A 15,877-nucleotide genomic window follows, 5' to 3' on the forward strand; every position below is an offset into this window, starting at 1 on the left:
ACACAATGAAAAACATCCGCGACAGAATTCGTGTTTCCCTGGCCGGCAGCGTCGCATTCGCTCTGGCCTTTACCAGCGTTCCAAACCATTTCGCCCAATATGCCTTCACGCTTCCGGCTGCGGAAGCGGCCCAGGAAAGCGTATTACGGATCACCGATGCGGGTCCTGGCCGGCGCAAGACGGTCAAGCTTGGCCTGAACAAGGCACTTGTCGTCGACCTGCCCGCCGATGCGCATGACATCCTGGTGGCAGATCCGACGATGGCGGATGCCGTGACGCGCTCCTCGCGCCGCATCTACCTGTTCGGCAAGATGGTGGGCCAGACCAATATCTTCATCTTCGGCGAAAATGGCCAGGAGATCATCAGCCTCGACATCGCAATCGAGCGCGATATTGCCGGTCTTGAAACCAATCTGCGCCGTTTCATTCCCGAATCCGACATCAAGGTCGAGATCGTATCGGATAACATCGTGCTGACAGGCACTGTGCGCACGCCGCAGGATGCGGCCCGTGCAGCCAACCTTGCCGAAGCCTTCCTCAAGGGCGGTGAAGCGACCACCCGCAACACGACCGCGACAAGCGAAAGCAGCGGTGACGGCGCAGTGGCGATCTATGCGGAAGATCGCCAGGAATCGCAGATCGTCAACCTGCTGCAGATCGAAGGCGAGGATCAGGTGACGCTGAAGGTCACGGTTGCCGAAGTCAGCCGGCAGGTGCTGAAGCAGCTCGGCTTCTCCGGCAGCATTTCCGACGGTTCGACCGGCATCAGCTATGCCAATCCGTCCAATCTCGGCAATTCCATCGACCCGACCAGCACGGCCACGATCACCGCCGGCATCGGCGGCCTGGGGATCACCACCTATATCAATGCCATGGAACAGGCCGGGGTGATGCGCACGCTGGCCGAACCGAGCCTGACGGCGATCTCCGGCGAGCAGGCGAAATTTTATGTCGGCGGCGAATATCGCATGGCGGCCGAGCAGGAAATCGACGTCGACAGCGATACGGGACAGGCGACGTTGAGCCGGACCAGCGAGACCGTCGACTACGGTATCGAGCTCAATTTCCGCCCCGTCGTTCTGGCTCCCGGCCGGATCAGCCTGAAGATCGAGACAAATGTGTCCGAGCCGACCTGGGAAGGCTCGGTTGTCACCGGCAATACCTCAAATTCCATTCCGGGATCGACCTATCTGTCGATCCGCAAGCGCGAGGCGTCGACAACCGTCGAGCTTCCCTCCGGTGGCTCGATCGTGATTGCCGGGCTCGTGCAGGACAATATCCGCCAGGCCATGTCGGGCCTGCCGGGCCTGTCCAAGGTTCCGATCCTCGGCACGCTGTTCCGCAGCAAGGACTTCCAGCGCAGTGAAACCGAACTGGTGATCATCGCGACGCCTTATCTGGTGCGGCCGGTTGCGCGCGGTGCGCTGTCGCGGCCCGACGACAACTTCAACCCTGAAAACGATGGCGCGACCTTCTTCCTCAACCGGGTGAACAAGGTCTATGGCCGCCGCGAAACCGCAGGTTCCGCCGGCCAGTATCACGGCGCCGTCGGGTTTATTTACAAGTGAGCGGAGGTTTCAGGATCGCAATGACACACACCACGCTGCACGCCAAGGAAAGCCAGCCAGCCATGGCCCCAGATCGTAGAAACCGCCGCCTGCACCGCATCGTGATGACCGCCATGATGATCGGCGCTTCCGTCATGCTTGCCGGATGCGGTACGAACAAGGACAACATGTCGACGGGGGCAATCCCCGATGACTATCGCACGCGTCATCCGATCACGCTGAACGAGGTCGAACATACGCTCGACATTCCGATTGCATCCGGCGATCACAGGCTTTCGAATGGAGTGCAGGATTCGATCGGCGGCTTTGCTACGGATTATCTCTCCACCTCGTCGGGCAGCATCCAGATCATGCTGCCGCAGGGCTCGGCCAATGCAGGCGCTGCGGCAAATGTTCGGGCGCAGATCCGCAAGGTGCTGACCGCAAAGGGCGTGCAAGCGAACCGAATCATCGAGACCTCGTATCAGGCGTCTGCCACCGGCGACGCCGCTCCGGTGCGCCTGAGCTATGTCGCGATCACGGCCGTGACCAACCAGTGCGGCGAATGGCCGGAAGATCTACAGAACAACACGTTCAGCAACACGAACTATCACAATTTTGGTTGTGCTTCGCAGAGCAACATCGCTGCCCAGATCGCGAACCCGATGGATCTTGTCACGCCAAGAGCCGTGGCGCCGATCGACGCGACCCGGCGCTCGACCGTTATCGGCCTTTATCGCGAAGGCAGCGACACCTCCACGGAATGACGCGGCTTGATGCCCTCAATGACAGGAAGATAGCATGAGTGCGATCGATTACGAATTCGAGGAAGGGCCCGGCGGCAGCCGCGGGTCGGCGGAGCCGGTCGTTTCCGGCGATGTCGAAGCCCTGCGGCCGCTGCCCCGCATTTCCGTGCACGCCTTCTGCCTCAGCGACAGCGTGCAGCGGGTCATGGAACAATGCGCCAATGACCGGCGCCTAGCACGCGTCAGCCTGCGGATCACGCATGGCAATATCACGGCCGCGGCGAACATGTTCGCCTCGACGCCGACGCCGAACCTGATCATTCTGGAAACCGAGGCCGCGCCGGCGCATTTGCTGGCGGAGCTGGCGCCGCTGGCCGAGGTCTGCGACCCGAGCTCGCGCGTCATCATTGTCGGCCGGCACAACGACATCTCGCTCTACCGGGAACTGATGCGCAGCGGCATTTCCGAATATATCGTCGCGCCTTTCTCGATGGCCGACATCATGAGCGCCATTGCCGGGATCTTCGTCGATCCGGAAGCGGAACCACTTGGCAAAAGCATCGCCTTCATCGGCGCCAAGGGCGGTGTCGGCTCCTCGACGATCGCCCACAACTGCGCCTTCGGCATCTCGACGCTGTTTTCAACCGAGACCGTGCTTGCGGATCTCGACCTGCCTTTCGGGACCGCCAATATCGATTTCGACCAGGACCCGGCACTGGGCATGGCGGAAGCCGTGTTTTCGCCCGAACGCCTTGACGAAGTCTTCCTCGATCGTCTGCTGGCCAATTGCTCGCGCAATCTGTCACTGCTGGCAGCGCCGTCGATGCTGGACCGCGGCTATGACTACGAGAGCGGCGCCTTCCAGCCGATCCTCGAACTGTTGCAGCGCAGCGCCCCTGTCACCGTTCTCGACCTGCCGCATAGCTGGTTGGACTGGACCCGCAGCGTGCTGTCGGATGCCGACGAGATCGTCATTACCTGCGCGCCGGATCTCGCCAATCTGCGCAATGCCAAGAACATGGTCGATGCGCTGAAGAAACTGCGGCCGAACGACAAGGCTCCGCATCTGGTGCTCAACCAGGTCGGGATGCCCAAACGTCCGGAAATCTCGCCGCAGGATTTCTTCGAACCGCTCGAAATCGAGCCGGTCGCGATCATCCCCTTCGATGCGATGCTGTTCGGCACGGCAACCAATAGCGGCCGGATGATTTCGGAAATGGACGCCAAGTCGCCGACTGCAGAGACATTTTCGCAGCTAGCACATCTGTTGACCGGCAGAGCAACGATCAAGAAGCCGAAGAAGGCGGGCCTCGGCTCGCTGATCGGCAAACTTCGCAAGAAGTAAACCGCAAGACAGGAACGGGTAAAGCTCATGTTTGGCAAACGCGGCGGCGAGGGTTTTGGCAAAGGCGGATCGGGCGTTGGCACGATACCGGCGCAGCCCCCGGCTGCCAGTTCGGCAGGACGGTCTGCAACAAGCCTGCTGGAGCCTGGCAACGCGGACGCTCGCCAACAGGTTTCCCCGCCACCACTGCAGGCCCCCAGCCGCAAGCGCCCGCCTCGCGCGGACGATTACTACGATACCAAGAGCCAGGTGTTTTCGGCCCTGATCGACACGATCGACCTGTCACAGCTGGCCAAGCTCGACGGCGAAAGCGCGCGCGAGGAAATTCGCGACATCGTCAACGACATCATCACGATCAAGAATTTCGCGATGTCGATCTCCGAGCAGGAAGAGCTGCTGGAAGACATCTGCAACGACGTGCTGGGCTATGGTCCGCTGGAACCGCTTCTGGCGCGTGACGACATCTCGGATATCATGGTCAACGGCGCCGGCCAGACCTTCATCGAAGTCGCCGGCAAGACCATCGAGTCGGAGATCCGCTTCCGCGACAATTCCCAGCTCCTGTCGATCTGCCAGCGCATCGTCAGCCAGGTCGGACGTCGCGTCGATGAATCGAGCCCGATCTGCGACGCGCGCTTGCCCGACGGCTCGCGTGTCAACGTCATTGCACCACCGCTGGCCATCGACGGCCCGGCGCTGACCATTCGTAAGTTCAAGAAGGACAAGCTCAATCTTTCCCAGCTGGTGAAATTCGGCGCGATCACGCCGGAAGGCGCCGAGGTGCTGCAGATCATCGGGCGCGTGCGCTGTAACGTCGTCATTTCCGGCGGTACCGGCTCGGGGAAGACGACGCTGCTGAACTGCCTGACCGGCTTTATCGACACAGACGAGCGCATCATCACCTGCGAAGACACGGCCGAACTTCAGTTGCAGCAGCCACATGTCGTGCGCCTGGAAACACGGCCGCCGAACATCGAAGGCGAAGGCGAGATCACCATGCGCGATCTCGTCAAGAACTGCCTGCGTATGCGCCCCGAACGGATCATCGTCGGCGAAGTGCGCGGACCCGAGGTGTTCGACCTGCTGCAGGCGATGAACACCGGTCACGACGGTTCGATGGGCACGATCCATGCCAATACGCCGCGCGAATGCCTCTCCCGCATGGAATCGATGATCGCCATGGGCGGCTTCACACTGCCAGCCAAGACGGTTCGCGAAATCATCTCGGGTTCGATCGACGTGATCATCCAGGCCGCCCGCCTGCGCGACGGTTCGCGCCGCATCACCCACATTACCGAGGTCATCGGCATGGAAGGGGACGTGATCATCACCCAGGACCTGATGCGCTACGAAATCGAAGGCGAGGACGCGCACGGCAAGATCATCGGCCGGCACATGTCGACCGGCATCGGCAAGCCGCATTTCTGGGACCGCGCCCGCTACTACAACGAAGATCGCAGACTTGCTGCGTCTCTCGACGCCATGGAACAGAAATCCAAGGGGATTTGATCGCAATGTTCGGTATCGATCCGACCATACTGGCCATCGTCATGCTCGCCGCGATCTCGACCGGTGCGGTGGCCTATGGCGTGCTGTATACCCGCATCGAGACCGAGAAGAAGACGGCGACCAGGATCAGCCGGGTGAAGGCTGCCGAAACAGACCTCAACCAGGTCAAGGCGGCCCGCGACCGGGTGCAGGAAATCTCCAAGCGGCGAAAATCCGTCCAGGATTCGCTGAAGGAACTGGAAAAGAAGCAGGAAAAATCGAAGAAGGCCAAGCAAACCAGCCTGAAGGGCCGGCTCACCCAAGCCAACCTGCCGCTTACGCCGGCGCATTTCTACATGCTGAGCGCGGTGTTCGGGCTGGTGGTGTTTGTCGGCACCTTCCTGGTCGGCCTGCCGCCGCTGGTTACCGGCGGATTGGGCTTCGTCGCCATGCTCGGCCTGCCGCGCTGGATCCTCGGCTTCCTGATCAAGCGCCGTCAGAAGCAGTTCATCAACGAGTTCCCCAATTCGCTCGACGTGATGACCCGCTCCATCCGCTCCGGCCTGCCGCTCAACGATGCAATCCGGATGATCGCGGCTGACGGCCAGGAACCGGTGAAGACCGAGTTTCGCCGGGTCGTCGATTCACAGCAGATGGGTCTCAGCGTGCCGGAAGCCTGCGCGCGCATGTACCAGACGATGCAACTGTCCGAGATCAGCTTCTTTGCCATTGTCATCGCCATCCAGGGACAAGCGGGCGGCAATCTTTCCGAAGCACTCGCGAACCTGTCGCGCGTGCTGCGCGACCGCAAGAAAATGCGGGCGAAGGTCAGTGCGCTGTCTATGGAAGCCAAGGCGTCCGCAGCGATTATCGGCGCCCTGCCGTTCATCGTCGCCTTCCTCGTCTACATGACGTCACCCGCCTATATCATGATCCTTTTCACCGACTCGCGCGGACACCTGATCCTCGGCGCATCCGCGGTGTGGATGAGCATCGGCCTGCTGGTAATGCGCAACATGATCAACTTCGATATCTAGGAGCGGCAAGGCATGACCGAAAACTGGGCCGCCCGCGTTACCGACCCTACCCTGATCATCGCAGTGCTGGTGGCGCTTGCGGTCTTTGCGACGTTCTACACACTGGTCATGCCGATGCTGGAGCGCGGCGACCTGAACAAGCGGATGCGGGCCGTGTCGACCGAGCGCGACCTGATCCGCGCCCGCGAACGCGCGCGGCTCAATTCGGACGCGCAGGGCAAGGCCACCCTTCGCGCCAACAACAACCAGTCTGTCCGCCAGCTTGTCGAACGGTTCAACCTGCGCAAGGCGCTGGTCGACGACACGACCATGGACAAGCTCAAGGCAGCCGGCCTTCGCTCGCAAAATGCGCTGAACATCTTCCTGCTTGCCCGGTTCCTGCTGCCGTTCGCGACACTTGTCGTGACGGCAATCTGGATCTTCGCGCTTGGCAATCTTGCCGACAAGCCTTTGCCGATCCGGCTGTTCGCCACCATTGTAGGCGGCTATATCGGTTTCTATCTGCCGAATATCTACGTTTCAAATCGGATCGGCAAACGTCAGCACTCGATCCGCCGCGCCTGGCCCGACGCTCTCGACCTGATGCTGATTTGCGTCGAATCCGGCATTTCGATCGAGGCCGCGATGCGGCGCGTAGCCGACGAAATCGGTGAACAATCGCCGGAACTGGCCGAGGAAATGGTCCTGACGACCGCGGAACTGTCCTTCCTGCCGGATCGCCGGCAAGCGCTGGAAAACCTGGGCACCCGCACGCAGCTCGATGGCGTGAAGAACGTGACGCAGGCGCTGATCCAGGCCGAACGCTACGGAACGCCGATCGCCCAGGCCTTGCGCGTGCTGGCCCAGGAAGGCCGCGACGAACGCATGAACGAAGCGGAGAAAAAGGCCGCAGCGCTGCCGCCGAAACTCACCGTGCCGATGATCCTGTTCTTCCTGCCGGTGCTGATCGCGGTCATTCTCGGACCGGCCGGCATTCAGGTGTCCGACCGGTTCTAAAGCAGATCCGGCGAAGACAGTATCGCCTTCAATGCGCTATCTCTTTGTTTTTACGAAATTTCGCTGACAAACCTGTATAGCGTGCTCGCCGCGTTTCATCGCACGCGCGGCGGGCCGGTCAGACTGCTCTCAGTGAACGGTATCCTGCTCGTCTTCGAGCAGCTTGAAAGCATCCTGCAGGGCAGCGACCAGAATATTGGTCAGCTCATCAGCCTTGTTTTCCAGCAACATCAGCTTGATCGCCATGTCCTGCTGCTCGAAATATTGATCCGGTCCCTCAATCATCGTTCATGTCCCCATATCACCGAATCATCTCGGCTGATGATGAACATCAACAAGGTGGCTTGCGCAGGGCTTTCAGTCACGACAATTTTAATAAATGAAGAAAGATCATCCGGTGGCCGCATTTGCCGCCGACACCGCTGCGCCAAAGCTGGAGAAAAATTCGCCCGCGAGCTTCTTAGCGGTCGAATCGATCAGGCGACTGCCAAGCTGGGCAATCTTGCCGCCCACCTCTGCCTTGACGACATAGGTCAGGATCGTTGCATCCGGACCATCGGATTCCAGCGAAACATCGGCAGCGCCCTTGGCGAAACCCGCGAGACCGCCCTTGCCCTCGCCAGCGATGGTATAGGAATGGGGTGGGTTGAGGTTCTGCAATTCGACCGAACCCTCGAATTTCGCCTTGATCGGGCCGATCTTGAGAACCACCCGCGCGCTCATCGCTGTATCGGATGTCTTTTCCAGGCTCTCGCAGCCGGGGATGGCTTGCGCTAGGATGGTCGGATCATTGAGCCCGCGCCAGACAGCCTCCACTGGCGCCTCGATGCGTTCGCTGCTCTGCATGTCCATGGCTGGTATCCTCCCCGGTCAATGAAACTCGAGCGGGCTCCCTCCCGCCCGCTCAAACTGCATGGGCGACAGCGCGGATGCAAGTCTTCTGATCGAGATCGGCCCGACCCGGCTCGAGGATTTCCGGCGAAAACGCAGTCGCTTTCAATGCAATATCTCTTTGTTTTCACGCAATTTTGGACGCAAAACCGGTACCCACTTTTGCTGGAATTGCTCTAGACGAGGACGGCCTGCTCGACACGATCCTGCGAACCGAAAAACTTCAGATAGCGTTCGACCTCGTCGGGGTCACCTGTTGCCTTGCGCGGATTGTCGGAGAGCTTGACGGCGGGGCGGCCATTGGCTTCCGCGACCTTGCAGACAATCGAAATCGGCTTCAACCCGGCAATCTCGTGCGGGGCGCAGCCGGCAAAGTCATTGGTGAGGTTGGTGCCCCAACCGAAGCTCATGCGCACGCGACCGGCGAAATGACGGTAGGTATCGATAATCGCATCGACATCCAGGCCATCGGAGAAGATCAGCAACTTCTTGCGCGGATCACGGCCCATCTTCTTCCACCAGTCGATGATCTTTTCGCCGCCTTCAATCGGCGGCGCACTGTCCGGGCGGAAGCCGGTCCAATCGGCCACCCATTCCGGCGCGTCGTGCAGGAAGGAGGCCGTACCGAAGGCGTCCGGCAGGACAATCAGAAGATTGCCGCCATAGAGCCGGTTCCAGTCTTTCAGGACCTGGTAGGGGGCGGCGGCCAGTTGTTGATCGGTGTTGGCCAGGGCTGCCACCACCATCGGCAATTCATGTGCATTGGTACCGACGGCTTCGAGATCGGAATCCATCGCCAGCAGCACGTTGCTGGTGCCGGTAAAGGCCGGGCCGATGCCTTCCTTCAGGGCATCGACACACCAGCGCTGCCAGAGGAAGCTGTGGCGGCGGCGGGTGCCGAAATCGGAAATACGCAGACCCGGAAGTTCGCCAAGGCGCTCGACCTTGGCCCACATCTTGGCCTTGGCACGCGCATAGAGCACGTCGAGGGTAAAATAGCCGAGCGAGCGCATGGCGGCGCGACTGCGCAATTCGTTGATGATGGCAAGCGCCGGGATTTCCCACAGCGTCGTCTCCATCCAGGAGCCGTGAAAGGTCAGTTCGTACTGGCCATCGCGTTTGTGCAACTCGTATTCCGGCAGTTGCAGATTGCCGAGCCATGCGAGGAATTCCGGCTCGAAGATCTGGGCGCGACCATAGAAGGTGTTGCCGGCCAGCCAGATCATTTCCTTCTTGGTCAGCCTGAGCGAGCGAACGTGATCCAGCTGATCGCGCAATTCTTGCTCGTCGATCTCGTCTGCGAGGCGGACAGAAGTAGTGCGGTTGATCAGCGTGAAGGTGGCATTGACCGTGGGATAGAGCTTCCAGATCATCTGGAGCATCAGCAACTTGTAGAAATCGGTGTCGATCAGGCTGCGGATAATCGGATCGAGCTTCCAGGCATGATTGAAAACCCTGGTTGCAATATCAGTCTTCGTCATGGAAGCCACTGCCCTATTTGCCGCGACGCTCCGGACACGGCTGAACGGCCGAAAATCGCTTCGGCCGTTTCCGTCTCAAGTTATCGGCAAACTATGTCGGAATGTCCAGACAACGACACGCCTCCCGCTGCCGATTACTGACTGGGCGTCTGATTGGCCTGCGGTAAGGTCTGCGCCGGGCTGTCGTCGGGCGACTGCGGCGCCGTTTCCGTTTGAGCCGGGTTGGGGATGGTCTCCGATTCAATCGAGTTGCCCCACCATTCGGCGGGAACCCAGACCAGCATGGCGAGGATCAGACCACCGAGCAATACGATCAGGACCGGAAGGCCGCGATTGCCCTGCCGCGCTTCCGTTGCGGTCAAGGGTTCCGGCTGAAGGCCGCGCGTTCGGCGATCTGTATCGCCTGGCAGATCGGTTCGGCTGCTCATGATCATTCTCCGTTGACGTTCCGAGGCGGTGCTTGCAGAGCACCGCATTGACCAGAGTAACGGCGGGAATGTCCTTAAGGTTCCGACATGGCGCTGATGACGGCTCAGTAGCCCGTCAGGCGGTCGACGACATTCTGCAGCGGCAGACCGTCTTCAAAACGGGCAATCTGGCTTTCGACATGGCGGAAAAGCGCACTGACTTCCGAGGATGCGGCGGCATGCGGGGTAACGATGACATTGCCCATATCCCAGAGCGGGTTATCGCCGGACAGGGGCTCCTGCTCGAAGACATCAAGGGAGGCTGCCTTCAACGTTCCATCCTTGAGGCAGGCGACAAGATCCGTCTCGACCTGGCTGCCACCTCGCCCTGCGTTCAGAAACACCGGACCGCCGAGGGCACCATTACGATTGAGTTTCGAAAACAGCGCGCGGCCATAGACGCCGCGGGTCTCGGCGGTCAGAGGTAGAAGGCCGACGAGGATATCGGTGCGTCCCAGAAAGTCATCCAGGCCGTCAGCGTCATAGGTTTCGATCCCGGCGATCTGCTTTGGCCGACGCGACCAGCCGATGACATTGAAGCCCATCACCTTCAACTTGGCGACGGAATCCTGACCGAGCACGCCCAGCCCCATGACGCCCACGGTGACGTCGCAGGCTTCCGGCTGGCCGGCGAGTTCATTCCAGTGATGGTCGCGCTGTTGGCGCGCATAGGTCAGTGTCTGGCGAAGATGGCTGAGGCATTGCAGCACGACCCATTCGCTCATGCGATCGGTGAGGCTGCGATCGACGAAGCGGACGATGGGCAGGTCCGGCAGTTCATAGGTGGTCAGGATGTGGTCGACGCCGGCGCCACCGGAGAAGATCGCCTTCAGGCCCTTTGCCTTTTCGAAAAGGGCAGGATCCGGCTTCCAGACGACGGCATAGGCGGCCGTGCCCAGATCACGCTCTGCATTGGCCGGATCGGCCATGTCGATGATCTCGCGATCGGCAAAGGCGTTGCGCAATGCCTTGACGACGCTTTCACGCTGGAACTTCAGATCGATGATGACAGGGCACTTGGAAGATACGGGGTTCTTGGAAGACATGCGATTCCCACTACTGGCGGATGCCGCCGATTTCGACGGCTTCGAGATTGAAGGCAGCGGCCATCAAGGCTGTGGTGTAATCGGCCTTGGGCGCGGCAAAGACTTCGGCGGCCGGTCCCTTTTCGACAACCTTTCCGGCGCGCATGACAATGATTTCATTGGCCAGCGCCTTCACCACCCGCAGATCGTGGCTAATGAAGAGATAGGCGAGATCATGTTTCTTCTGCAGGTCACGCAGCAGATCGACGACCTGGGCCTGCACCGTCATGTCGAGCGCCGAGGTTGGCTCGTCGAGCATGACAAACCGTGGCTTCAGCACCATGGCGCGGGCAATGGCGATACGCTGGCGCTGACCGCCGGAGAATTCGTGCGGGTAACGCCAGCGGGTTTGGGGATCGAGCCCGACCTCGTCCAGCGCCCAGCAGACACGGGCATCGCGCTCATCGGCCGAGAGCGCGCGTTCATGCACCTTCAGCCCCTCGGCAATGATCTCGCCAACCGACATGCGCGGGCTGAGCGAGCCGAACGGATCCTGGAAAACGACCTGGAGCCGATCCCTGAACGGCCGCATCTCGCGATAGGAGAAGCCGTCGATGTCATGGCCGATAAAGCTGATGCGCCCCTTGGAGGAAATCAGGCGCGCCAGCGCCAGACCGAGCGTGGTCTTGCCGGAGCCGGATTCGCCGACGACGCCGAGGGTCTGGCCGGCGCGCAGGGTAAGATCGATGCCGTCCACGGCTTTGACATGGTCGACCGTCTTGCGCAGGAAGCCCGACTTGATCGGGAACCAGACGCGGATGTCGTCCCCCTGCATGATCACCGGCTTTTCGGCATCAATCGCCGGCGGCTCGCCACGCGGCTCCGAGCCAAGCAATTTCTTCGTGTAGTCGTGCTGCGGACGCTCGAAGATTTCCTCGACCGGGCCGGTCTCGACGATCTTTCCCTTGGTCATGACGCAGACACGATCGGCGAATTTGCGCACGATGCCGAGGTCATGGGTGATGAACAGCATGGACATGCCGTGTTCCGTCTTCAGCCGGCCGAGAAGCTCGAGGATCTGCGCCTGCACAGTGACATCAAGCGCGGTGGTCGGCTCGTCGGCGATCAGCAGCTTCGGTCGGTTGGCCAGCGCCATGGCGATCATCACGCGCTGGCGCTGGCCGCCGGACAGTTCATGTGGAAAGGCATTCAGGCGTTTCTCCGGCTCACGGATGCCGACCTGGTTGAGCAATTCCAGAATGCGGGCGCGGGCCGCGCTACCCGTCATGGCCTGGTGCAATTCCAGTATTTCGCCGATCTGCCGCTCAATCGTGTGCAGCGGATTGAGCGAGGTCATCGGCTCCTGAAAGATCATGGTGATATCGTTGCCGCGCACCGCCCTGAGCTCGGCCACGGATGCAGTCATCAGATCGCGCCCCTCGAACAGGATCGATCCCGACGGATGGCTGGCGGACGGATAGGGCAGGAGCTTGAGGATCGATGCTGCGGACACCGACTTGCCGGAACCGGATTCGCCGACAAGCGCCACGACTTCGCCCTTGCCAATATCGAAGGAGATGTGATCGACGGCCAGGCTCTGTTGGCCACCCTGGTGGAAAGCGACGGAGAGATCGCGAACGGAGAGAAGGGGATCGGTCATGCGGACAGGCTTTCGATCAGGGATGTGAGTGTCGGTTCATCGGGGTGAACAACGGAGAGTGTGGCGATGCCAGGTAGCGAATCGTGCCGATGGTGCCGCACCTCATAGCTGTCACGTATCCCTCGATCGTCGGTTAGAAAATGCGAGCAGCCCTGCCCAATCGCACTCGACAGGTGAATGGCGTCGGGAAGTTTGAGATGTCCGTATTGCGCCCGAAGAACTGCAGCGTGGTATAGGACATCTCGGTCTACCGGCCGCAGATCCAGCCATTCACTGGGTTGTGTCAGTGAATCGTACTTGAGGATAAGAGACTCGTCCTGTTCCCGATAGGGCTTTACCAGCAGTTCGGAGAGGGTCAATTCACTCGTCGCAAAACGAGGCTGTGAATCAGAAGGTTGACCCGCCAAAAGTGCGACGAGCCGTTGCTGCGTCTCATGGGTCTTTTCGGCCAACATGATGAACACGTTCGTGTCCAGATAGACACGTTTAACAGCTGTCATTCGTCGTCCCATTCGTCACGAAGGGCGCGAATGCGCGATACAGCTTCGCCAATATTCGGGTCAGTCGTCCGTCCGCGGCGGAATTGCTCGAGATCGTCAAGTGTCTCTTGAATCGAACGTTTCTTGAGAGGTTCCTCAGGCTTTGCCGCGGCTTCCACCTCGATCACGACACGCACCGTCGCCTGATCGTCTAACCCTTCTCGCAGGTCGGCGGGCAGGTTCTCAACCGGGTAGTGATCGCGCACGATCTTGTTCATCGCAGTGGCCTCGTCGGACAACCTGCGTTCATCCTGCCACAGGATCGCTGAAAAGACGAACCGCCCGTCATCGGAACGTCTTCCGCGGATCGAAGGCGTCGCGCACAGCTTCGCCGACAAAGATCAGCAGCGACAGCATGATCGACATGGTGAAGAAGGCGGTGAGGCCGAGCCACGGCGCTTGGAGATTGCGCTTGCCCTGTGCGATCAGTTCGCCGAGCGATGGTGAGCCGGGCGGCATGCCGAAGCCGAGGAAGTCGAGCGAGGTCAGCGTGGTGATCGAGCCTGACAGGATGAAGGGCAGGAAGGTCAAGGTTGCCACCATGGCATTGGGCAGCAGGTGTCGGAACATGATGGTCCAGTTGCCGACGCCGAGTGCGCGCGCCGCATTCACATATTCGAAGTTTCGCGCCCGCAGGAATTCGGCCCGGACGATGCCGACGAAACCCACCCAGGAAAACAGCAGCATGATGCCGAGCAGGACGAAGAAGCCGGGCGGCAGGATGGCCGCGATGATCAGCAGGATGTAGAGCACCGGCATCGACGACCAGATCTCGATGAAGCGCTGCATCAACAGGTCGGTCCAGCCGCCGAAATAACCCTGCACGGCGCCGGCTGTGACCCCGATCAGCGCGGACGCGATGGTGAGTGCCAGACCGAACAGGATCGAAATGCGAAAACCGTAGATCATCCGGGCCGTGACGTCGCGCGCCTGGTCGTCGGTGCCGAGCCAGTTCATATTGCCGAGCACGCAGCCCGGATCTTCGGCCTTCAGCGGATAGGCCGCGCAACGGGTTTCCTTGTCCATCAGCCAGAAAGGCGGCGTGGGGGCCGAATGCGGGATCTCGGAATTGACCGTGCGGTAGGAATAGCGGATCGGCGGCCAGAGCATCCAGCCATTGGCATTGATCTCGTCGGCGATGAACGGCGAGCGATAGTCGGTGACGGCGAGGAAGCCGCCGAACTTTTCCTCCGGATAGTCGACGACCACCGGAAACAGGATCTCGCCCTTGTAGGAGGCGATGACCGGCCGGTCGTTGGCGATGAATTCGGCGAACAGACTGAGCAGGAACAGGATCATGAAGATCCAGAACGACCATAGACCGCGGCGATTGGCCTTGAAATTTTCCAGGCGGCGGCGATTGGTCGGCGACAGAAAGGGCTTGCGCGGCGGCACGGCAACGGAGATGGCGGGTTCGACGGCGGACATCAGACATCCCTCCGGTCGAAATCGATGCGCGGATCGATCCAGGTATAGATCAGGTCGGAGATCAGGCCGACGACAAGGCCCATCAGCGAGAAGATATAGAGTGTGGCAAAGACGATCGGATAGTCGCGATTGACCACGGCGAGGTAACCGAGACGGCCGAGGCCATCGAGCGAGAAGATGTTTTCGATCAGCAGCGAACCGGTGAAGAAGGCCGAGATGAAGGCGGCCGGAATGCCGGCAATGACGATCAGCATGGCGTTGCGGAAGACATGGCCGTAGAGCACCTGACGCTCGCCCAGTCCCTTGGCGCGGGCGGTGACGACATATTGCTTCTTGATCTCGTCGATAAAGGAATTCTTGGTCAGCAGCGTCGTCGTGGCAAAGGCCGACAGAAGCAGCGCGATCAAGGGCAGGGTCAAATGCCAAAAGTAGTCAAGGATCTTCTGCCACCAACTGAGTTCGGAGAAATTGTCCGAGGTCAGGCCGCGCAAGGGGAACCAGTCGAAAAACGATCCGCCGGCAAAGACGACGATTAGCAGGATGCCGAAGAGGAAGCTTGGGACCGCATAACCGATGACGATGACGCCCGAGGTCCAGACGTCGAAAGTCGAGCCATCCTGAACGGCCTTCTTGATGCCGAGCGGTATCGAAATCGCATAGGAGATCAGCAGGACCCAGACGCCGAGCGAGATCGAGACCGGCATCTTTTCGATGATCAGGTCGATCACCGAGGTGTTGCGGAAGAAGCTTTCGCCGAAATCGAAGCGAATGTAATTCCACATCATTTCGAGGAAACGCTCGAGCGGCGGCTTGTCGAAACCGAACTGCTTCTCGAGCTTGGCGATCAGCTCCGGGTCGAGACCCTGAGCGCCACGATAGCGCGCGCCGCCCTCGTCTCCACCCATCTGCTGGTTCAGCATGTCGCCGCCGCCGGAGAGCCTGGCATCGGCGCTGTCGCCCTGGCCGCTGAGCTGGGCAATCACCTGTTCCACCGGGCCTCCGGGGGCAAACTGGATGACGGCGAAGGAGATGCCCATAATGCCGATGATCGTCGGGATCATCAGCAGAAGCCGGCGGAAAATATAGGCTGTCATGGAACGCGCCTCATCGCGGACTTTCTGCCGCTGTCAAACCACAGTCCCTGTCTGTCAGCCAATCCGTCGGCCCTCCTGCAAAAGCGATTCGCCCTATTCATCCTTGATAGCCAGCTTCGGCGCACAAGTCCCG

The 15,877-nt window shown here is 60.5% G+C and carries 16 protein-coding genes; 6 read left to right on the forward strand and 10 right to left on the reverse strand.

Annotation, left to right across the window (positions count from 1 at the left end):
- Positions 1 to 5 precede the first annotated feature (5 nt).
- Genes PDO_RS08455 through PDO_RS08480 form a run of 6 tightly spaced genes read left to right on the forward strand, consistent with a single transcriptional unit; the run spans position 6 to position 7,159 of the window.
- Positions 6 to 1,568, forward strand: coding sequence for a type II and III secretion system protein family protein (locus PDO_RS08455; RefSeq protein ID WP_007600376.1), 1,563 nt, complete (start codon positions 6 to 8; stop codon positions 1,566 to 1,568).
- A 20-nt stretch (positions 1,569 to 1,588) separates the two neighbouring features.
- Positions 1,589 to 2,314, forward strand: a complete 726-nt coding sequence (locus PDO_RS08460; RefSeq protein WP_007600377.1) for a CpaD family pilus assembly protein — start codon at positions 1,589 to 1,591, stop codon at positions 2,312 to 2,314.
- 34 nt (positions 2,315 to 2,348) lie between these two features.
- The gene (locus tag PDO_RS08465; RefSeq protein WP_007600378.1) at positions 2,349 to 3,638 is read left to right on the forward strand and encodes an AAA family ATPase; all 1,290 of its coding nucleotides are present in this window, start codon (positions 2,349 to 2,351) and stop codon (positions 3,636 to 3,638) included.
- Positions 3,639 to 3,665: 27 nt separating this feature from the next.
- A complete protein-coding gene (locus PDO_RS08470) occupies positions 3,666 to 5,147 on the forward strand; it encodes a CpaF family protein (protein ID WP_007600379.1) in 1,482 nt (493 codons plus the stop codon).
- A 5-nt stretch (positions 5,148 to 5,152) separates the two neighbouring features.
- Complete coding sequence (locus PDO_RS08475) at positions 5,153 to 6,163, forward strand: type II secretion system F family protein (RefSeq protein WP_007600380.1); 1,011 nt, start codon at positions 5,153 to 5,155, stop codon at positions 6,161 to 6,163.
- 12 nt (positions 6,164 to 6,175) lie between these two features.
- Positions 6,176 to 7,159 (forward strand): type II secretion system F family protein, encoded by a 984-nt coding sequence (locus PDO_RS08480; RefSeq protein ID WP_007600387.1) that lies wholly within the window; start codon positions 6,176 to 6,178, stop codon positions 7,157 to 7,159.
- Positions 7,160 to 7,288: 129 nt separating this feature from the next.
- Here the strand turns inward: PDO_RS08480 and PDO_RS28565 are convergent, their stop codons facing one another.
- The 10 genes from PDO_RS28565 to PDO_RS08525 all read right to left on the reverse strand — a co-directional run bounded on the left by PDO_RS28565 (position 7,289) and on the right by PDO_RS08525 (position 15,744).
- Complete coding sequence (locus PDO_RS28565; RefSeq protein ID WP_007600388.1) at positions 7,289 to 7,444, reverse strand: hypothetical protein; 156 nt, start codon at positions 7,442 to 7,444, stop codon at positions 7,289 to 7,291.
- Positions 7,445 to 7,549: 105 nt separating this feature from the next.
- Positions 7,550 to 8,011 (reverse strand): CoxG family protein, encoded by a 462-nt coding sequence (locus PDO_RS08485; protein ID WP_007600389.1) that lies wholly within the window; start codon positions 8,009 to 8,011, stop codon positions 7,550 to 7,552.
- 215 nt (positions 8,012 to 8,226) lie between these two features.
- Positions 8,227 to 9,531, reverse strand: coding sequence for a nicotinate phosphoribosyltransferase (pncB, locus tag PDO_RS08490; protein ID WP_007600390.1), 1,305 nt, complete (start codon positions 9,529 to 9,531; stop codon positions 8,227 to 8,229).
- Between the two features lie 134 nt (positions 9,532 to 9,665).
- Positions 9,666 to 9,959, reverse strand: coding sequence for a hypothetical protein (locus tag PDO_RS08495; protein WP_007600392.1), 294 nt, complete (start codon positions 9,957 to 9,959; stop codon positions 9,666 to 9,668).
- 104 nt (positions 9,960 to 10,063) lie between these two features.
- Positions 10,064 to 11,044 (reverse strand): 2-hydroxyacid dehydrogenase, encoded by a 981-nt coding sequence (locus PDO_RS08500; RefSeq protein WP_007600395.1) that lies wholly within the window; start codon positions 11,042 to 11,044, stop codon positions 10,064 to 10,066.
- A gap of 10 nt (positions 11,045 to 11,054) precedes the next feature.
- Positions 11,055 to 12,683 (reverse strand): ABC transporter ATP-binding protein, encoded by a 1,629-nt coding sequence (locus PDO_RS08505; protein WP_007600397.1) that lies wholly within the window; start codon positions 12,681 to 12,683, stop codon positions 11,055 to 11,057.
- On the reverse strand, positions 12,680 to 13,183 hold the full coding sequence (locus PDO_RS08510) for a type II toxin-antitoxin system VapC family toxin (RefSeq protein ID WP_007600404.1): 504 nt from the start codon (positions 13,181 to 13,183) through the stop codon (positions 12,680 to 12,682). Before PDO_RS08510 ends, PDO_RS08505 begins: the two co-directional genes overlap by 4 nt.
- Entirely contained in the window at positions 13,180 to 13,440 is a 261-nt protein-coding gene (locus tag PDO_RS08515; RefSeq protein ID WP_007600406.1) for a hypothetical protein, read from the reverse strand. Before PDO_RS08515 ends, PDO_RS08510 begins: the two co-directional genes overlap by 4 nt.
- Positions 13,441 to 13,507: 67 nt before the next feature.
- Complete coding sequence (locus PDO_RS08520; RefSeq protein ID WP_007600408.1) at positions 13,508 to 14,650, reverse strand: ABC transporter permease; 1,143 nt, start codon at positions 14,648 to 14,650, stop codon at positions 13,508 to 13,510.
- Positions 14,650 to 15,744 (reverse strand): microcin C ABC transporter permease YejB, encoded by a 1,095-nt coding sequence (locus tag PDO_RS08525; protein ID WP_007600410.1) that lies wholly within the window; start codon positions 15,742 to 15,744, stop codon positions 14,650 to 14,652. The genes PDO_RS08520 and PDO_RS08525 overlap by 1 nt, the downstream gene beginning before the upstream one ends.
- Positions 15,745 to 15,877 lie beyond the last annotated feature (133 nt).

The sequence above is a fragment of the Rhizobium sp. PDO1-076 genome, from assembly GCF_000247475.1.
Taxonomy (GTDB): Bacteria; Pseudomonadota; Alphaproteobacteria; order Rhizobiales; family Rhizobiaceae; genus Allorhizobium.

Coding starts and splice junctions, on each gene's coding strand:
- PDO_RS08455 (WP_007600376.1), top strand. CDS start 6: ATGAAAAACATCCGCGACAGAATTCGTGTTTCCCTGGCCGGCAGCGTC.
- PDO_RS08460 (WP_007600377.1), top strand. CDS start 1,589: ATGACACACACCACGCTGCACGCCAAGGAAAGCCAGCCAGCCATGGCC.
- PDO_RS08465 (WP_007600378.1), top strand. CDS start 2,349: ATGAGTGCGATCGATTACGAATTCGAGGAAGGGCCCGGCGGCAGCCGC.
- PDO_RS08470 (WP_007600379.1), top strand. CDS start 3,666: ATGTTTGGCAAACGCGGCGGCGAGGGTTTTGGCAAAGGCGGATCGGGC.
- PDO_RS08475 (WP_007600380.1), top strand. CDS start 5,153: ATGTTCGGTATCGATCCGACCATACTGGCCATCGTCATGCTCGCCGCG.
- PDO_RS08480 (WP_007600387.1), top strand. CDS start 6,176: ATGACCGAAAACTGGGCCGCCCGCGTTACCGACCCTACCCTGATCATC.
- PDO_RS28565 (WP_007600388.1), bottom strand. CDS start 7,444: ATGATTGAGGGACCGGATCAATATTTCGAGCAGCAGGACATGGCGATC.
- PDO_RS08485 (WP_007600389.1), bottom strand. CDS start 8,011: ATGGACATGCAGAGCAGCGAACGCATCGAGGCGCCAGTGGAGGCTGTC.
- pncB (WP_007600390.1), bottom strand. CDS start 9,531: ATGACGAAGACTGATATTGCAACCAGGGTTTTCAATCATGCCTGGAAG.
- PDO_RS08495 (WP_007600392.1), bottom strand. CDS start 9,959: ATGAGCAGCCGAACCGATCTGCCAGGCGATACAGATCGCCGAACGCGC.
- PDO_RS08500 (WP_007600395.1), bottom strand. CDS start 11,044: ATGTCTTCCAAGAACCCCGTATCTTCCAAGTGCCCTGTCATCATCGAT.
- PDO_RS08505 (WP_007600397.1), bottom strand. CDS start 12,683: ATGACCGATCCCCTTCTCTCCGTTCGCGATCTCTCCGTCGCTTTCCAC.
- PDO_RS08510 (WP_007600404.1), bottom strand. CDS start 13,183: ATGACAGCTGTTAAACGTGTCTATCTGGACACGAACGTGTTCATCATG.
- PDO_RS08515 (WP_007600406.1), bottom strand. CDS start 13,440: ATGAACAAGATCGTGCGCGATCACTACCCGGTTGAGAACCTGCCCGCC.
- PDO_RS08520 (WP_007600408.1), bottom strand. CDS start 14,650: ATGTCCGCCGTCGAACCCGCCATCTCCGTTGCCGTGCCGCCGCGCAAG.
- PDO_RS08525 (WP_007600410.1), bottom strand. CDS start 15,744: ATGACAGCCTATATTTTCCGCCGGCTTCTGCTGATGATCCCGACGATC.